This is a genomic window from Amycolatopsis silviterrae (assembly GCF_042684085.1).
Taxonomy (GTDB): Bacteria; Actinomycetota; Actinomycetes; order Mycobacteriales; family Pseudonocardiaceae; genus Amycolatopsis; species Amycolatopsis silviterrae.
Genome location: NZ_JBHUKS010000023.1, coordinates 119,072 through 134,370, shown reverse-complemented (window position 1 = coordinate 134,370; position 15,299 = coordinate 119,072). Strand labels below are relative to the sequence as shown.

Genomic DNA, 15,299 nt, shown 5'->3' with positions numbered 1-15,299 from the left:
CAGTCCTGGGGAAGCGGATTAGCAGGGGACGCCTACACGTCCAGGAAGCGCACGTCCTTGGCGTTGCGCGTGATGAACGAGCGGCGGGCTTCCACGTCCTCGCCCATCAGCACGGAGAACAGTTCGTCGGCCTGGGCGGCGTCGTCGAGAGTGACCTGCCCGAGCAGCCGGTTCGCCGGGTCCATCGTGGTCTCCCACAGCTCCTCGGCGTTCATCTCGCCGAGACCCTTGTACCGCTGGATCGCGTCGTCCTTCGGAAGACGGCGGCCCGACTCGACGCCGGCCTGGATGACCGCGTCGCGTTCCTTGTCCGAGTACGCGTATTCGGGCTCCTGCCGCGGCCACTTGATCTTGTACAGCGGCGGCCGCGAGAGGAACACGTGGCCGTGCTCGATCAGCGGCGTCATGAACCGGAACAGCAGGGTGAGCAGCAGCGTGGTGATGTGCTGGCCGTCGACGTCGGCGTCGGCCATCAGCACGATCTTGTGATACCGCAGCTTCGAGATGTCGAAATCGTCGTGGATGCCGGTGCCGAGCGCGGTGATCAGCGACTGGACCTCGGTGTTCTTGAGGACACGGTCGATACGGGCCTTCTCGACGTTGATGATCTTGCCGCGGATCGGCAGGATCGCCTGGTACATCGAGTCGCGGCCTTCCTTGGCCGAACCGCCCGCCGAGTCGCCCTCCACGATGTACAGCTCGCACTCGCCGGGGTCGTTCGAACGGCAGTCCTTGAGCTTGCCGGGAAGCCCGCCGATCTCCAGCGCGCCCTTGCGCCGCACCAGGTCGCGCGCCTTGCGGGCGGCGAGCCGGGCCTGCGCCGACGAGATCGACTTGTTGATGATCGTCTTGGCTTCGCTCGGGTTGCGCTCGAACCAGTCGCCGAGCCATTCGTTCGACTGCTGCTGCACGAACGTCTTGGCCTCGCTGTTGCCAAGCTTGGTCTTCGTCTGGCCCTCGAACTGCGGTTCGGACAGCTTGATCGACACGATCGCGGCGAGACCCTCGCGCACGTCGTCGCCGGTCAGGTTCGCGTCCTTCTCCTTGAGCAGTTTCTTGTCGCGCGCGTACGCGTTGACCACGCGGGTGAGCGCGGCGCGGAAGCCCTCTTCGTGCGTGCCGCCCTCGTGCGTGTTGATCGTGTTGGCGAAGGTGTACACCGACGGCGTGAACCCGGTGTTCCACTGCATCGCGACCTCGACCTCGAGGCCGGAGCCCTTGGCGTCGAAGGAGATGACGCTCTCGTGGATCGGGTCCTTGCTGCCGTTGATGTGCTTGACGAAGTCCTCGAGCCCGCCCGGGTAGCAGTAGACGACTTCCTTGACCCTGGCCTGCTTGCCCGCGGCGTCCTCTTCGGTCTCCTCGTCGGCGACGCGCTCGTCGCGCAGCGACAGGGTGAGGCCCTTGTTCAGGAACGCCATCTCCTGCAGCCGGCGCGAGATGGTCTCGAAGTTGTAGGTGGTGGTCTCGAAGATGCCGCCGTCGGCCCAGAACGTGATGGTGGTGCCGGTGTCGGTGGCCGGGCCGAGGTCCTCCAGCGGACCGGGGACCTGGTTCGTGTACTCCTGGCGCCAGCTGCGGCCGCCGACCTTGATCTCGGCGAGCAGCTTCGTGGACAGCGCGTTCACCACCGAGACGCCGACGCCGTGCAGGCCGCCGGACACCGCGTAGGAGTCGCTGTCGAACTTGCCGCCCGCGTGCAGGATGGTGAGGACGACCTCGAGGGTCGGCTTCTGTTCCTTGGGGTGCATGTCGACCGGGATGCCGCGGCCGTCGTCGACTACCCGTACCCCGCCGTCGGCGAGGAGAGTAACCTCGACCCTGGTGGCGTAACCCGCCATCGCCTCGTCCACGGAGTTGTCCACCACCTCCTGGACCAGGTGGTGGAGACCGCGCTCACCGGTGGAACCGATGTACATGCCGGGGCGCTTGCGAACCGCTTCGAGGCCTTCGAGCACGGTGATGGACGACGCGTTGTACTCGCTCTTGTTCTCGGTCACCGGCGTTGTTTCTCCTCGTCTCGCCCGAGCGGACGCCCGCTACTACAACAGTGTACTTGCCCGCGCGCGCTCACATGCGGCAAGGACACCTCTCAGTCTGTCGGAGAGGCACGAAATCACCCTCAGGCGAGTCAGGTCGTATCCGAACCGGCGTGACCCGGTTCTCGGGGCAATGACCCGCCCGACCGCAACCCCCGTCAGCCGTACGTGTCACGCGGTCCGCGGCCGGGGACGTGCCGGGGTCCTTTCCGCCAGCTCGGAGCGGTCGGACCCTGGATCCGCATCCGCTTCACGACGCCGTTGCCGACGCCCGCGGCGATCTTCGCGAGCAATTTCCCCTGCAGCAACCGCAGCTGCGTAGCCCACGCGGTGGAACTCGCGCGGACGGTCAGTTCGCCGTCTTTCAGCGCCACCGGCTGGGCGTGTTCGGCGACGTCCTCGCCCACGAGCCGGGCCCACTGCCCGAACACGCGCGCGTTGGTCATCGTGTCCTGCCAGCCGCTGTCGGAGATCAGCCGCGACACGAGCCTGCCGAGCGGCTGCGGGTCGCGCGGGTCGGAACCCGGCCCTGACCAGCGGCGACGTGCCCGATTCTGCCCGCCGCCCCCGGTGATCCGGCCGCGGCGGAGGTTCGGCGGGGCACCGCGTTCACGGGCTTTCGCCTTCGCCGCTTCGAGCGCGGCGTGCGCGAGGTCGCGGCCGCTCGGAGTGTCCCCAGCGCCCGTCTCGTTCGGCCCAGTGGAACTGTCACGCTCCGTCGCGCCACGCGCGGGATTCCCGGAAGCGTCTCCCGCTTTCGAGGTGTCAAGACCGCCATCCGGCCGGTTCGTCACGCGCGGCGATAACGCGGCTCCGGGTTTATCCACACTGTCCACAGGTTTGTCCCCAGATCGGTGGGCAAACTGCGTGACCCCGGTCACCCCGCGTGGTCGTTGTGGCTGTTCAGGCACGGTTCACCTCCCCGTCGGCCACCGTGAACCTGGCACCGGCCAGCTCCGCGGGGACGTCCTCGGCCACCGCCGCGGTGATGAGCACCTGCTCGGCGCTCGCGGAGACCTCGGCTAGCCGGGCCCGGCGCTTGCGGTCGAGTTCGGCGAACACATCGTCCAACAGAAGTACCGGTTCGCCCGCTTCGGCACGCAGAAGTTCGTAACTTCCGAGCCGAAGAGCCAGCGCGAACGACCACGACTCGCCGTGGCTCGCGTACCCCTTCGCCGGCGCTTCGCCGAGGATCAGCTCCAGCTCGTCCCGATGCGGGCCGACGAGACTGATGCCTCGCTCCAGTTCCTGCCGCCGTGTATCAGCCAACGCCTTCAGCAACAGTTCGCGCAGTACCTCTGTCTCCGCACGCTCTCCGCCAGGCACGCCATACGACGGCGGAAGCGCTTCGCCGAGCGAAGACTTGTACGCGATCTTCGCCGGCCGGGAGTCCGGCGCGACTCCCATATAAGCGTCGGCCGTGTACGGCGCGAGGTCCGCGATGAGGTTCAACCGTGCCGCCAGCAACTGCGCGCCAGCCACTGAGAGATGGTCGTCCCACACGTCGAGCGTCGACAGTGCGTACGGGTCTTCGCGACCCGTACGGCGTTTGCCCGCTGTCTTAAGAAGTGCGTTGCGCTGCTTCAGCACCTTCTCGTAGTCCGAGCGCACGCCAGCGAACCGAGGTGCGCGAAGCACCAGCAGCTCGTCCATGAACCGACGGCGCTCACTCGGGTCCCCGCGCACGAGCGCGAGGTCCTCCGGAGAGAACAGCACCGTACGCAGAATGCCCAGCACGTCACGCGGCTTGCCGACCGCACCACGGTTTACCCGGGCACGGTTGGCCCGGCCGGGCGTGATTTCGAGTTCGACCGTCAGCTCGCGATCGTCGTTGACGACCGCGACCCGCACGAGCGCGCGCTCGCAGCCGTGCCGGATGAGCGGCAGGTCCGTGGCGACCCGGTGCGAACCGAGGGTCGCCACGTAGCCGACCGCTTCGAGCAGGTTCGTCTTCCCCCGGCCGTTCTGGCCGACCAGCACGACCGGCCCCGGTTCGAGGGCGAGGTCGGCTTGCGGCCAGGACCGGAAGTCGGTGACCTGGAGATGTCGCAGATACACGGGCGGGGACCGCGGGAGACTAGCTCCCGGCCTTCTTCACCGCGTGGCCGCCGAACTGGTTGCGCAGCGCGGCGACCGCGCGCATCGCGGCGGAATCCTTCTGCCGGGAGGAGAACCGGGCGAACAGCGCGGCCGACAGCACCGGTGCCGGAACCGCGTTGTTGACCGCTTCCTCCAGCGTCCAGCGGCCCTCGCCGGAGTCCTCGACGTAGCCTTCGAGGTCGTCCAGCTCCGGGTCCTCGTCCAGCGCGCGCACCAGCAGGTCCAGCAGCCAGGACCGGACCACGGTGCCGCGCTGCCAGCCCTTGATCACGGCGGGCACGTCGTCGACGACCTTCGCCGCTTCGAGCAGTTCGAAGCCCTCGGCGTAGGCCTGCATGATGCCGTACTCGATGCCGTTGTGGATCATCTTCGCGTAGTGCCCGGCACCGACCGAGCCCGCGTGCGAGAAGCCTTCCTCGCGCGGACCCTCCGGACGCAGCGCGTCGAAGATCGGCATCGCGCGCTGGACGTCCGACGCCGCGCCGCCGACCATCAGGCCGTAGCCGTTGTCCTTGCCCCACACGCCGCCGGAGACGCCGCAGTCGAGGTAGCCGACGCCGTGCGAGGCGAGCAGCTCAGCGTTCAGCTTGTCGTCGGTGAACTTCGAGTTCCCGCCGTCGATCACCAGGTCGCCCTCGGACAGCAGCTGCCCGAGTTCGGTGACGGTCTGCCGGGTCGGCTCCCCGGCCGGGACCATGATCCACACGATCCGGGGGCCGTTCAGCTTGGCGACCAGGTCCTCCAGCGACGCGGAGTCGCTGACGTCCTGGTTGCGGTCGTAGCCGACCACCTCGTGCCCGGCGGCGCGCAGCCGCTCGCGCATGTTGAAGCCCATCTTGCCCAGGCCGACGAGACCCAGCTGAACCATGAGATCCCCTTTGGATTGGATCGGTTTTCCTCGGTTGGACGCGCGGCGCTCAGCCCGGCAGCCGGACCGGCATGAGCAGGTAGAGATATCCGGGGACGACATTGCCCTCGGCGTCGGCGGGCTTGATCAGCGCCGGCCGGTTGGGCGTGGTGAAGGTCAGCTCGGCCCGGTCGCTGTGCAGCGCGCCGAGCCCGTCGACGAGGTAGCCGGGGTTGAACGCGATGGTGACCGGTTCGCCCTCGTAATCGACCTGCAGTTCCTCTTCGGCGCTGCCCTCGTCGTCGCCGCCCGCGGACAGCCGCAGGGAGCCGTCGCCGAACTCGAGCCGTACCTGGGTGCCGCGCTCGGCGACCAGCGACACGCGCTTGATCGACTCGGTGAGCGCGCTGACCTCGATGACCGCGCGCGAGGTGTGGTTCGCGGGCAGCAGCTGGCGGTACGGCGGGAACTCGGCGTCGAGCAGCCGGGTGGTCGTGTAGCGGCCCGCGCCGGACAGGCCGAGCAGGCCGTCGCCGGAAGCGAGCGCGAGCTGCACTGTGGTGCCCGCGCCGCCGAGCGTCTTGGCGGCCTCGGCGAGCGTGCGCGCCGGGACGAGGACCGCGGCGTCGGACAGCCCCTCGGCAGGCTTCCAGGTGAACTCGCGCATGGCGAGCCGGAACCGGTCGGTGGCGACGAGGGTGAGCGTCTCGCCGGAGATCTCCAGCCGCATGCCGGTGAGCATGGGGAGCGTGTCGTCCTTGCCCGCCGCGGTGGCGACCTGGGTGACCGCCTGGCCGAAGACGTCGCCGGTGAGCTCGCCCGCGTGCGCGGGCTGGGACGGCAGCTGCGGATAGTCCTCGACCGGCATCGTCGGGAGGCTGAACCGGGCGCTGCCGCACGTGATGGTGGCGCGGGCGCCGTCGACGGAGATCTCCACCGGCTGCGCGGGCAGCGCCTTGGTGATGTCGGCCAGCAGCCTGCCGGAGACCAGCAGCCGCCCGCCGTCGGCGATGGTCGCGGGCACGCCGACCGTGGCCGAGACCTCGTAGTCGAAGCCGGAGACCGTGAGCGCGTCGGACTCCCCGTCCGCGCCCGCGTCGAGGAGGACCCCGCCCAGTACCGGCACCGGAGGCCGGGAGGGGAGGCTTCTGGCCACCCACGCGACGGCGTCGGCGAGCCCGTCGCGCTCGACGCGGATCTTCATGCGCGCTTCCTTTCGACAGCCGAGCCCCTCGGCTCGTGAAGGGGTCGCCGGGCACCAGTCGTGAGCACCGCGCGCGACCGGGTCCCCGCCGGTCCGGTCCGCCCCGCCTGGGAACGGACCAGCTGCAGACATCCACGTTAGGCCGTCGCCGGGGGTGCCGTCACCTCGGCCTCCCCTTCACTTTGTCGACAAGACGACACGAATCTCGGGTTGTCCCCAGTTTCGTCCTCCGCCTGTTTTTGTTCTGTTCTTTCTTAGAAGAGATGAAAAACCAGTAGCAGTAATAGGGGCTGTGGATTGTGTGGACAGCGCTCGTTGCCGCTGGTCGTAGCGTGCGGCGGCCTGTGGGCAGCCCTGGTGGCGGATCGGTGGATGGTTTGGCCGATCCGTGGATGGTTTCGGCCCGTCCCGGATTCATCCACAGTTGGCCCTAGTTGTCCCCAGGGTTGTCCCCAGGTTCGGGCCGAGTTGTACCCAGGCTCTGGGGGTAGCCGGAGCGGCCGGGATCGCCCTCCTGAGTGACGAACCACAGCTGTGGATGACCTGTGGGCAACCTGGGGAATCCGCGTGGACAACCCTGGGGACAACCTGTGGATTCGGTGTGGGCGGGATGTGGATCAAATCCGGGTCGCCGCAGCTCTGAGATCTGTTGGCACTGTGGGCAAACTGCCCACACCCTGGGGAAAACCCCTTGTGTATCAATGAGTTTGAGAAATTCTGTGTACACAGGCTGTGGACGTCTGTGGATGCGTACGCGTGCTTCGCCCGTACGCCGCTTCGTACGCACGCTTCAGCTGCGTACGCGGGAGAAGCCAGTCATGGCACCAAAAAGGGCACCACGGGAGTCCGTGGTGCCCTTCGCGTCGAAAGAGGACTGTCTACAAGCGAGTGTCCAAAAGCAGCAGTCAGCTACTGACGCGCGCGCTGCTTGATCCGCGACGTCAGCTCCTGCACCTGGTCGTAAATCCGCCGGCGCTCGGCCATCTCCTTGCGGATCTTCTTGTCCGCGTGCATGACCGTCGTGTGGTCGCGGCCGCCGAACGTCTGCCCGATCTTCGGCAGCGACATCTCGGTCAGCTCGCGGCAGAGGTACATGGCGATCTGGCGGGCCGTGGCGAGCGCCTTCGTCTTGCCGGGGCCGCACAGCTCGTCGAGCGTCACGTCGAAGAACTCGGCCGTGACGCCCATGATGGTCGGCGCGGTGATCTCCGGCGTGTGCGAATCCGGGATCAGGTCGCGCAGCACGATCTCGGCGAGCCCGACTTCCACCGGCTGCTGGTTCAGCGACGCGAACGCGGTGACGCGGATCAGCGCGCCCTCCAGCTCGCGGATGTTCGCCTCGACCCGCGACGCGATGAACTCCAGCACCTCGCCGGGCACCGCCAGCCGGTCCTGCGCCGCCTTCTTCCGGAGGATCGCGATCCGGGTCTCCAGCTCCGGCGGCTGGATGTCGGTGATCAGGCCCCATTCGAACCGCGTCCGCAGCCGGTCCTCCAGCGTCTCCAGCCGCTTGGGCGGCCGGTCGGAGCTGACCACGATCTGCTTGTTCGCGTTGTGCAGCGTGTTGAAGGTGTGGAAGAACTCCTCCTGGGTGCCTTCCTTGCCCTCCAGGAACTGGATGTCGTCCACGAGCAGGATGTCGATGTCGCGGTAGCGCCGCTGGAAGGCGACCTTGCGGTCGTCGCGCAGCGAGTTGATGAAGTCGTTCGTGAACTCTTCGGTCGAGACGTACCGCACGCGCATGCCGGGGAACAGCCGTTGCGCGTAGTGCCCGACCGCGTGCAGCAGGTGCGTCTTGCCGAGCCCGGACTCGCCCCAGATGAACAGCGGGTTGTACGCGCGGGCGGGCGCCTCGGCCACGGCGACCGCGGCGGCGTGCGCGAAGCGGTTGGACGCGCCGATGACGAAGGTGTCGAAGTTGTACTTCTCGTTCAGCTTCGTCTTCGACGTCTGCGGCTGCGCGGGCGCGGTGTACGGCTGCCCCGCGATCGGCTGTCCGGCGAACCGGGGCCAGATCTCATTGGCGGTGGCCAACGCTTCGCCCTCTTCGTCGACTTCTTCGTCCGGGTCTTCCGCCTCGTCCAGAACTGGCGGCAGCGGCTGCTGCTGCGGAGGGGGCGGCGGCGGGTCGACGCGCGCTGGCGGCAGCCCGGCCGCTTCGACCTGCGGCCGTCGCGGCGGCGGCATCGGCTTGGGCTTCGGCCGCGCGTGGTCGGACTGGCCGTTCTCGGTGTGCGGGCTCGCGGGCGCGACCGGCTCCGGGCGCGGGACATCGTTTTCCACCCGGGCGGGTGACGCCGCATAGCGGGGGGCCGGCGCGACCGGTTCGGTGCTGTCGACCTTCACCGCGAGCGACACCGGACGGCCGAGCCGCCGGGACAGCGCTTCGGTGATCGAGGTGCGCAGCGCGCGTTCGATGGCTTCCTTCGCGAAGTCGCTCGGCGCGGCGAGCAGCGCGGTGCCGTCGAGGAGGCCGATCGGCCGGGTCACCCGCATCCAGGCTCGTTGCTGCGGGGAGAGGGTGCCGTCGGACAGCTCCCGCACCACCTGCTCCCAGATGACGCCCAGATTGTGCTGGTGCTCCGACACCGGTCTGACTCCCCTCCCCTCGTCGGCGCGCACGCCTCGGACCACCCCGAGCACGTCCTGGAAAGCTCGCCTCGAGCACGCGGTCCGGACTCACCCGCGCGACGGCACAGCGATATCCACAAAGTTGTCCACAGCTGTGCACTAATGTACGGCCGTCCGCAGCCACGCCACCTGCGGGCTCGGCGTACTCCCCGGGCGCCTCCACACCCCCCGGCGCCGGCGAGGCCGCATCGGTCCTGCCCAGCGGCCGAGAGAGGCACGCTAACAAGCCCTGCTCGTTGCCACAAGGCGTGGTGCTGCGCAAGCATTTCACGGTGTACGGCGTGTTGCCATTCGGTGCCGCGCCGTGCCGGGAGGCAGTCTCGCCGGTCGGTCGCCGAGGGTGGCGGAGGGGCGCCTGCGGCGTTCACGACCGGGGTGCGTACCCTCGTAAGGTCTCCCGTATGCGACGGGTGCGTTTCGCGTGCCTACGTATGTCGTCGCTCGTCGTGACGAGGCCACCCGGTGGTAGGAGACAGCACGAACTTCCGTGCGACCCGCACGACACGCCGGGCGCCGGGGAATCCGCCGTCGCCCGACGGCCGAGACACAGGAGAAGCAGTGAGCAAGGGCAAGCGCACCTTCCAGCCGAACAACCGTCGTCGCGCGAAGACCCACGGTTTCCGCCTCCGCATGCGGACCCGTGCGGGTCGCGGCATCCTCGCGGCGCGCCGTCGCAAGGGCCGCGCCGAGCTGTCCGCCTGATCCGGCTCCGCGCAACCGCGTCGTGCTGCCCGCTGGCGCACGTCTGCGGCGGAGCGAGGACTTCCGGGTCGTCCTCCGCCGGGGGTCCCGAGCCGGCAGGCGCCGCCTCGTCGTCCATGCGTTGACCACGGACCCGTCCGTGGCCGCCTCGTTCGCGGCCAGGGCGGGTTTTGTGGTGAGCAAGGCCGTCGGGAACTCGGTGGTGCGCCACCGGGTGACCCGGCGGTTGCGGCATCTCGTTTCCGCGCGTCTCGGAACACTGCCCGCGGGCACTTCGTTGGTGGTACGGGCATTGCCTCCGGCGGCTTCCGCGTCGAGCGCGGAGCTAGGCGCCGATCTCGACGCCGCACTGCGCCGGCTCGGTCTCGCGCCGTCCGGCCGCCCGGCCGGGGTCGATGCTCTCCGGCAGCCGCGTCAGCAGGACTCGGCACCCGACCACGGATCAGCGGTGTAAACGGCCATGGACGCCACCTCCGAGCACAGCACCACCGAAGCACCCGAGGATGAGTTGCCGCCCCGGCCAGGACCGGTCGCGTGGGTGCTGCTCCTCCCCGTGCGGTTCTACCGCAAGGCGATCTCGCCCTTTCTTCCTCCGGCCTGCCGGTTCTACCCGAGCTGCAGCGCGTACGCAGTCGAAGCCCTGACCCGCCACGGCGCGGCCAAGGGCTCCTACCTCGCGCTGCGCCGGCTGCTTCGCTGCGGCCCGTGGACCCCGCCCGGCCGCGACCCGGTGCCCGAGAAGTTCTCGTGGCGGCACCGCACGCCTGAAACACCGATCGAGGAGTAGCTCAGTGCTCGATTTCATCTACTACCCCGTGTCCTTCATCTTGTGGTGTTGGCACAAGGTCTTCGGGTTCGTGTTCGGGGAAGCGACCGCGATCTCGTGGATCCTCGGCATCATCTTCCTGACGTTCACCGTCCGCGGCATCATGTTCAAGCCGTTCGTGAACCAGGTCCGGTCGATGAAGAAGATGCAAGACTTCGCGCCGGAAATGAAGAAGATTCAGAAGAAGTACGCGAACGACCGGCAGCGCCAGGCGCAGGAGATGCAGAAGCTCCAGCGCGAGCACGGCGTCAACCCGCTCGGCAGCTGCCTTCCGATGATCCTTCAGATCCCGGTCTTCATCGGCCTGAACCACGTGCTCCGCGCGTTCACCATGCCGCCGCCCGGAGGCGGGGACAAGACCGAGAACTACTTCTTCAACGCGCAGGACGTGCACTCCTACGTCAGCGCGAAGCTCTTCGGCGTCAACATGGGCGAGGCGGTCAACAACGGCGTCGGCGCCGTCGCCGGCAACGTCGCGAACGGCGGCTGGCACTGGGAGGTCCTCCCCGTCGCGCTGCCGCTGATGATCATCGCCTCGATCGCCACGCACCTCACCGCGCGGCACTCGGTCTCCCGGCAGAACGCGTCGGCCGCGGGCACCGCGCAGACCGCGATCATGAACAAGCTCACCATGTACATCTTCCCGCTCGGTGTGCTCGTGTTCGGTGCCTTCTTCCCGCTCGGCCTGCTCTTCTACTGGCTGGCGAACAACGGCTGGACGCTCATGCAGCAGCGCCTCGTCTACACGAAGATCGACAAGGAAGAGGCGGCCCGCAAGGAGGAGGCAGCCGAGAAGCGCGCGTCGCTCGGCCCGAAGCCGGGCCAGAAGCCGACCGCGCCGAAGGTCGGGCAGAAGCCGGTGCAGCAGAAGAAGAACCAGCAGCAGGGTCAGCAGGGCAAGGTGACCAAGGCGGGTTCGGCGCACGGCTTCGCGCAGACCTCGTCGTCCGGCGGCAAGTCCGGCGGCGTCTCTTCCTCGGAGAAGAAGGCGGCCGAACCGGCGAAGAGCGCGCCCGAGGAGACGTCGAACCAGAACGGATCGAAGGAGAACGGCACCGGGGTGCCCGGGCTCCTCAAGGACTCGAACAGGAAGTCGGGCCGGAAGCGTCGCTGACGCTTCGGGTTCGGAGAGGAGACTGAAGATGTCGGAGACGGTCGACACGATCGACGCCGATCAGGAAGAGACGAGCGCACCGGCCGAGCCGAAGGCGGGCGGTGACGACGCTCTCGTGCAAGAGGGCGACATCGCCGGCGACTACCTCGAGCGCCTGCTGGACCTGCTCGACTACGACGGCGACATCGATCTGGACGTCGAAGCGGGCCGCGCCATCGTCAGCATCGACGGCGGCGACGACTTGGAGAAGCTGGTCGGCCCCCGCGGCACGGTGCTCGAAGCACTGCAGGAGCTGACCCGCCTCGCGGTCCAGCAGGAGACCGGCTCGCGCAGCCGGCTGATGCTGGACATCGCCGGCTGGCGCGCGGACCGCCGGGAGGAGCTCCGCGAACTCGGCCGGTCCACCGCGGAGTCGGTGCTGTCGAGCGGCGAGCGGGTCCGCCTGCAGCCGATGAGCCCGTTCGAGCGCAAGGTCGTCCACGACGCGGTCGCGACGGTCAAGGGCGTCACGAGCGAGAGCGAGGGCGAAGACCCGAAGCGCCGTGTGGTGATCTTCCCCGAGGACTGAGCCCTCGGACGCGGAGAGCACTGAGCCGAAGCGGCCCACCGGAGTGATTCCGGTGGGCCGCTTCTTTTATGCCTGCCGGACGACTCGGTCCAGCGCGACCGGTGCCAACTCGACGCCGCCCGGAAGAGTTGATCGAAGCCGCTCTCGTTCGGTCCGGCGAGGCAGCCGTCGAGTGACACGGTGACCTTCGTGCCTCCTCCGCCGTCGGCATGGTCATCGCTGCGTCGTACGGTGAGTGCGGCTTCCGACATCCGCCGCCCTCGTGCGCGCTCGTTGAACCGGAGCGAATTACAAGCGTGGCGTTTCACGTGAAACCCGCCGCTGGCCGGTCGCCCGCTCGCGGATCGAGTTTCACGTGAAACGACCTGTGGATCGCTCGACGACTCGAGTGGAGTTGTCCACAGTTGCGGTCTGTCGACTCGATTTGGCGTCGGCATCAGGGACAATCAATCGAGCGCGTTTCACGTGAAACGCGCGGAGCGAGGAGTGGGAGTAGTGAGCTTGGACGGCGCCACCGGGACGGTCCGGACCGCGGCGGTGGAGGTGTTCGGGGACCGCGTCGAGCAAGCCGCTGGGTACGTGGAGCTGCTGGCGACTCACGGGGTCGAGCGAGGGCTGATCGGGCCGCGCGAGGTGGACCGGCTGTGGGAGCGGCACGTGCTGAACTCCGCGGTGATCGGCGAGCAGATCCCATCTGGGGTGCGCGTGGTCGACGTCGGGTCGGGGGCCGGGCTTCCGGGTGTACCGCTGGCGATCGCTCGACCGGACCTCGATATCGTTCTGTTGGAACCCATGGCTCGCCGGGTTGACTGGTTGGCCGAGGTTGCCGAGAAGCTGGAACTCCCGATCACCATCGTCCGTGGACGCGCCGAGGAGCGGTCCGTACGCGAGCAGCTGGGTGACGCAGACGTCGTCACCGCTCGCGCGGTCGCTCCCCTCGCTCGGCTCGCGGGCTGGTGCCTTCCCCTGGTTCGTCCCGAAGGTCGACTGGTTGCCCTCAAAGGCGCCAGCGCCGCCGAAGAGATTTCCCGTGACCGCGACGCGGTGCGCAAGGCCGGCGGTGCCGAACCGCAGATCGCGGAGTGCGGGAAGGCAGTACTCGAAGTCCCCAGCACGGTGATCCTGATCCGTCGCCTGCCGCCGAAGCCGACCCGGCCACGTGGCAGACGGAGCTAGCGAACGACCACAGCCGCGCCGTTCCACGTGAAACATCGCGGTGTGAACGCCCCCGAATCGTCTACCAGGAGGAGGTGTCGAGACCGGTGAATCCCCCACCGTCCGACTCCGCGGAGGCCAGCCAGGAGATGGGCTGGACGCCGATCGCTGAAGAAGCCGTTCGCGCCGCGAGCGTGCTCCACCCCAAGGAAGGGGAGCTTCCCCGACCGTTCCGTCGCCGGGTGCTCACCGTCGCCAACCAGAAGGGCGGGGTCGGCAAGACGACGAGCACTGTCAACCTGGCCGCGGCGCTCGCCGTGCACGGGTTGAAGACGCTCGTGATCGACCTCGACCCGCAGGGAAACGCCAGCACCGCGCTCGACATCGACCACCGCTCCGGGACGCCGTCGATCTACGAGGTGCTCATCGGCGAGGTGTCGATCGCCGAGGCCGCGCAGCAGAGCGAGCAGTCCCCCAACCTCTTCTGCGTGCCCGCGACGATCGACCTCGCCGGTGCCGAGATCGAACTCGTCTCCATGGCGAACCGCGAGACGCGGCTCAAGGAAGCGCTGTCGTCTGGGGCGCTTGACGAGATCGGCGTCGACTACGTCTTCATCGACTGCCCGCCGTCGCTCGGTCTCCTCACCGTCAACGCGATGGTCGCGGCGCAGGAAGTGCTCATCCCGATCCAGTGCGAGTACTACGCGCTGGAGGGTCTCGGGCAGCTCCTCAGCAACATCGAACTCGTGCAGCAGCACCTCAACCGCGAACTCAGCGTGTCGACGATTCTGCTCACCATGTACGACGGCCGCACCAAGCTGGCCGACCAGGTGACCAACGAGGTCCGGAACCACTTCGGTGACACGGTGCTGAAGACGGTCATCCCGCGCAGCGTGAAGGTGTCCGAGGCACCCGGCTACGGCCAGACCGTCCTCGCTTACGACCCCGGTTCACGTGGTGCCATGAGCTATCTCGACGCGGCGAAGGAGATCGCCGAGCGGGGCGTGAACGAGAGGAGCAGCACCACATGACTGAGCGCAGAGGAGGGCTCGGCCGAGGGCTCGCGGCCCTGATTCCGACCGGCCCGGCAACGCCTCCTGCGGCCGCGAGCGACACCAGCGCGCCCGCGGAAAAGGCGGCTCGCGAGGACAAGGGCTGGTTCGCCGCGAACGGTGCGGCGGGCCAGCCGATCGCGGGCGGCGAGGTCGCCGGCGCGGTGTACCGCGAGATCCCGGTCAGCTCGGTCAAGCCGAATCCGAAGCAGCCTCGCCAGGTTTTCGACGAGGAAGCGCTCGCCGAACTCGAGCATTCGATCCGCGAGTTCGGGCTCATGCAGCCGATCGTCGTCCGCGAACTCGGGGACGACGAATACGAACTCGTCATGGGCGAGCGTCGGCTGCGGGCGTCGCAGCAGGCGGAACTCGAGGCGATCCCCGCGATCGTGCGGCAGACCGCCGACGAGTCGATGCTGCGGGACGCGTTGCTGGAGAACATCCACCGCGTGCAGCTGAACCCGCTCGAAGAGGCGGCGGCTTATCAGCAGCTGCTCGACGAGTTCGCGGTGACGCACGAGGAACTGGCCGGGCGCATCGGCCGCAGCCGCCCGGTCATCACGAACACCATCCGGCTGCTCAAACTGCCCCTCCCCGTGCAGCGGCGGGTGGCCGCCGGCGTCCTGTCCGCCGGGCACGCGCGGGCGCTGCTGTCGCTGGAGGATCCGGAAAGCCAGGAAGAACTGGCGGCGCGGATCGTCGCGGAGGGCATGTCGGTGCGTGCCACCGAAGAAGCCGTCACGCTGAAGAAGAACGAAAAACCGGCCAAGCCGAAAGCCGCTCCCCGCAAGCCGATCCAGGCACCCGGGTTGCAGGAACTCGCGAACCGGCTGTCCGATCGGTTCGACACCCGGGTGAAGGTCGACCTCGGCCGGCGCAAGGGACGCATCGTTCTCGAGTTCGGATCGGTGGACGATCTTGAGCGGATCGTCGGGATCATTGACGCGAACTCAGGGGAAAAATCGGCGAATCAGACCGACGAAACCGATTAGGGATCACCCAGGGGCGTTTCGTCACGGTGATGATTGCGGATGGGGGCCATCGTGGTCACCCGGAGTGGC

14 protein-coding genes are annotated in these 15,299 nt (G+C 68.3%); 8 read left to right on the top strand and 6 right to left on the bottom strand.

Features of this window, described 5'->3' with window-relative positions; genetic code table 11:
* Positions 1 to 32: 32 nt before the first annotated feature.
* The 6 genes from gyrB to dnaA form a co-directional block, all read right to left on the bottom strand.
* Complete coding sequence (gene gyrB / locus ACFSVL_RS28940) at positions 33 to 2,000, bottom strand: DNA topoisomerase (ATP-hydrolyzing) subunit B (RefSeq protein WP_378308718.1); 1,968 nt, start codon at positions 1,998 to 2,000, stop codon at positions 33 to 35.
* Positions 2,001 to 2,197: 197 nt separating this feature from the next.
* A complete protein-coding gene (locus ACFSVL_RS28935) occupies positions 2,198 to 2,833 on the bottom strand; it encodes a DciA family protein (RefSeq protein WP_378308960.1) in 636 nt (211 codons plus the stop codon).
* A gap of 109 nt (positions 2,834 to 2,942) precedes the next feature.
* Entirely contained in the window at positions 2,943 to 4,097 is a 1,155-nt protein-coding gene (recF, locus tag ACFSVL_RS28930; RefSeq protein ID WP_378308717.1) for a DNA replication/repair protein RecF, read from the bottom strand.
* Between the two features lie 19 nt (positions 4,098 to 4,116).
* A complete protein-coding gene (gene gnd, locus ACFSVL_RS28925; protein WP_378308716.1) occupies positions 4,117 to 5,007 on the bottom strand; it encodes a phosphogluconate dehydrogenase (NAD(+)-dependent, decarboxylating) in 891 nt (296 codons plus the stop codon).
* A 49-nt stretch (positions 5,008 to 5,056) separates the two neighbouring features.
* Positions 5,057 to 6,190 (bottom strand): DNA polymerase III subunit beta, encoded by a 1,134-nt coding sequence (gene dnaN, locus ACFSVL_RS28920; RefSeq protein WP_037809143.1) that lies wholly within the window; start codon positions 6,188 to 6,190, stop codon positions 5,057 to 5,059.
* 909 nt (positions 6,191 to 7,099) lie between these two features.
* Positions 7,100 to 8,779 carry a chromosomal replication initiator protein DnaA gene (gene dnaA / locus ACFSVL_RS28915; RefSeq protein WP_378308715.1) on the bottom strand — a complete coding sequence of 560 codons (1,680 nt, stop codon included), beginning with the start codon at positions 8,777 to 8,779 and terminating at the stop codon, positions 7,100 to 7,102.
* A gap of 600 nt (positions 8,780 to 9,379) precedes the next feature.
* Here dnaA and rpmH point away from each other — a divergent pair.
* The 8 genes from rpmH (at position 9,380) to ACFSVL_RS28875 (ending at position 15,230) form a co-directional block, all read left to right on the top strand.
* Complete coding sequence (rpmH, locus tag ACFSVL_RS28910; protein ID WP_116205226.1) at positions 9,380 to 9,523, top strand: 50S ribosomal protein L34; 144 nt, start codon at positions 9,380 to 9,382, stop codon at positions 9,521 to 9,523.
* Between the two features lie 22 nt (positions 9,524 to 9,545).
* Positions 9,546 to 9,977, top strand: coding sequence for a ribonuclease P protein component (rnpA, locus tag ACFSVL_RS28905; protein WP_378308714.1), 432 nt, complete (start codon positions 9,546 to 9,548; stop codon positions 9,975 to 9,977).
* A 6-nt stretch (positions 9,978 to 9,983) separates the two neighbouring features.
* The gene (gene yidD, locus ACFSVL_RS28900) at positions 9,984 to 10,310 is read left to right on the top strand and encodes a membrane protein insertion efficiency factor YidD (RefSeq protein WP_378308713.1); all 327 of its coding nucleotides are present in this window, start codon (positions 9,984 to 9,986) and stop codon (positions 10,308 to 10,310) included.
* 4 nt (positions 10,311 to 10,314) lie between these two features.
* The gene (gene yidC, locus ACFSVL_RS28895; protein WP_378308712.1) at positions 10,315 to 11,463 is read left to right on the top strand and encodes a membrane protein insertase YidC; all 1,149 of its coding nucleotides are present in this window, start codon (positions 10,315 to 10,317) and stop codon (positions 11,461 to 11,463) included.
* 28 nt (positions 11,464 to 11,491) lie between these two features.
* Entirely contained in the window at positions 11,492 to 12,031 is a 540-nt protein-coding gene (locus ACFSVL_RS28890; RefSeq protein WP_067578310.1) for a Jag family protein, read from the top strand.
* Between the two features lie 495 nt (positions 12,032 to 12,526).
* Entirely contained in the window at positions 12,527 to 13,207 is a 681-nt protein-coding gene (gene rsmG, locus ACFSVL_RS28885; RefSeq protein WP_378308711.1) for a 16S rRNA (guanine(527)-N(7))-methyltransferase RsmG, read from the top strand.
* Between the two features lie 86 nt (positions 13,208 to 13,293).
* Complete coding sequence (locus ACFSVL_RS28880; protein WP_378308710.1) at positions 13,294 to 14,217, top strand: ParA family protein; 924 nt, start codon at positions 13,294 to 13,296, stop codon at positions 14,215 to 14,217.
* On the top strand, positions 14,214 to 15,230 hold the full coding sequence (locus ACFSVL_RS28875; RefSeq protein WP_378308709.1) for a ParB/RepB/Spo0J family partition protein: 1,017 nt from the start codon (positions 14,214 to 14,216) through the stop codon (positions 15,228 to 15,230). The genes ACFSVL_RS28880 and ACFSVL_RS28875 overlap by 4 nt, the downstream gene beginning before the upstream one ends.
* Positions 15,231 to 15,299 lie beyond the last annotated feature (69 nt).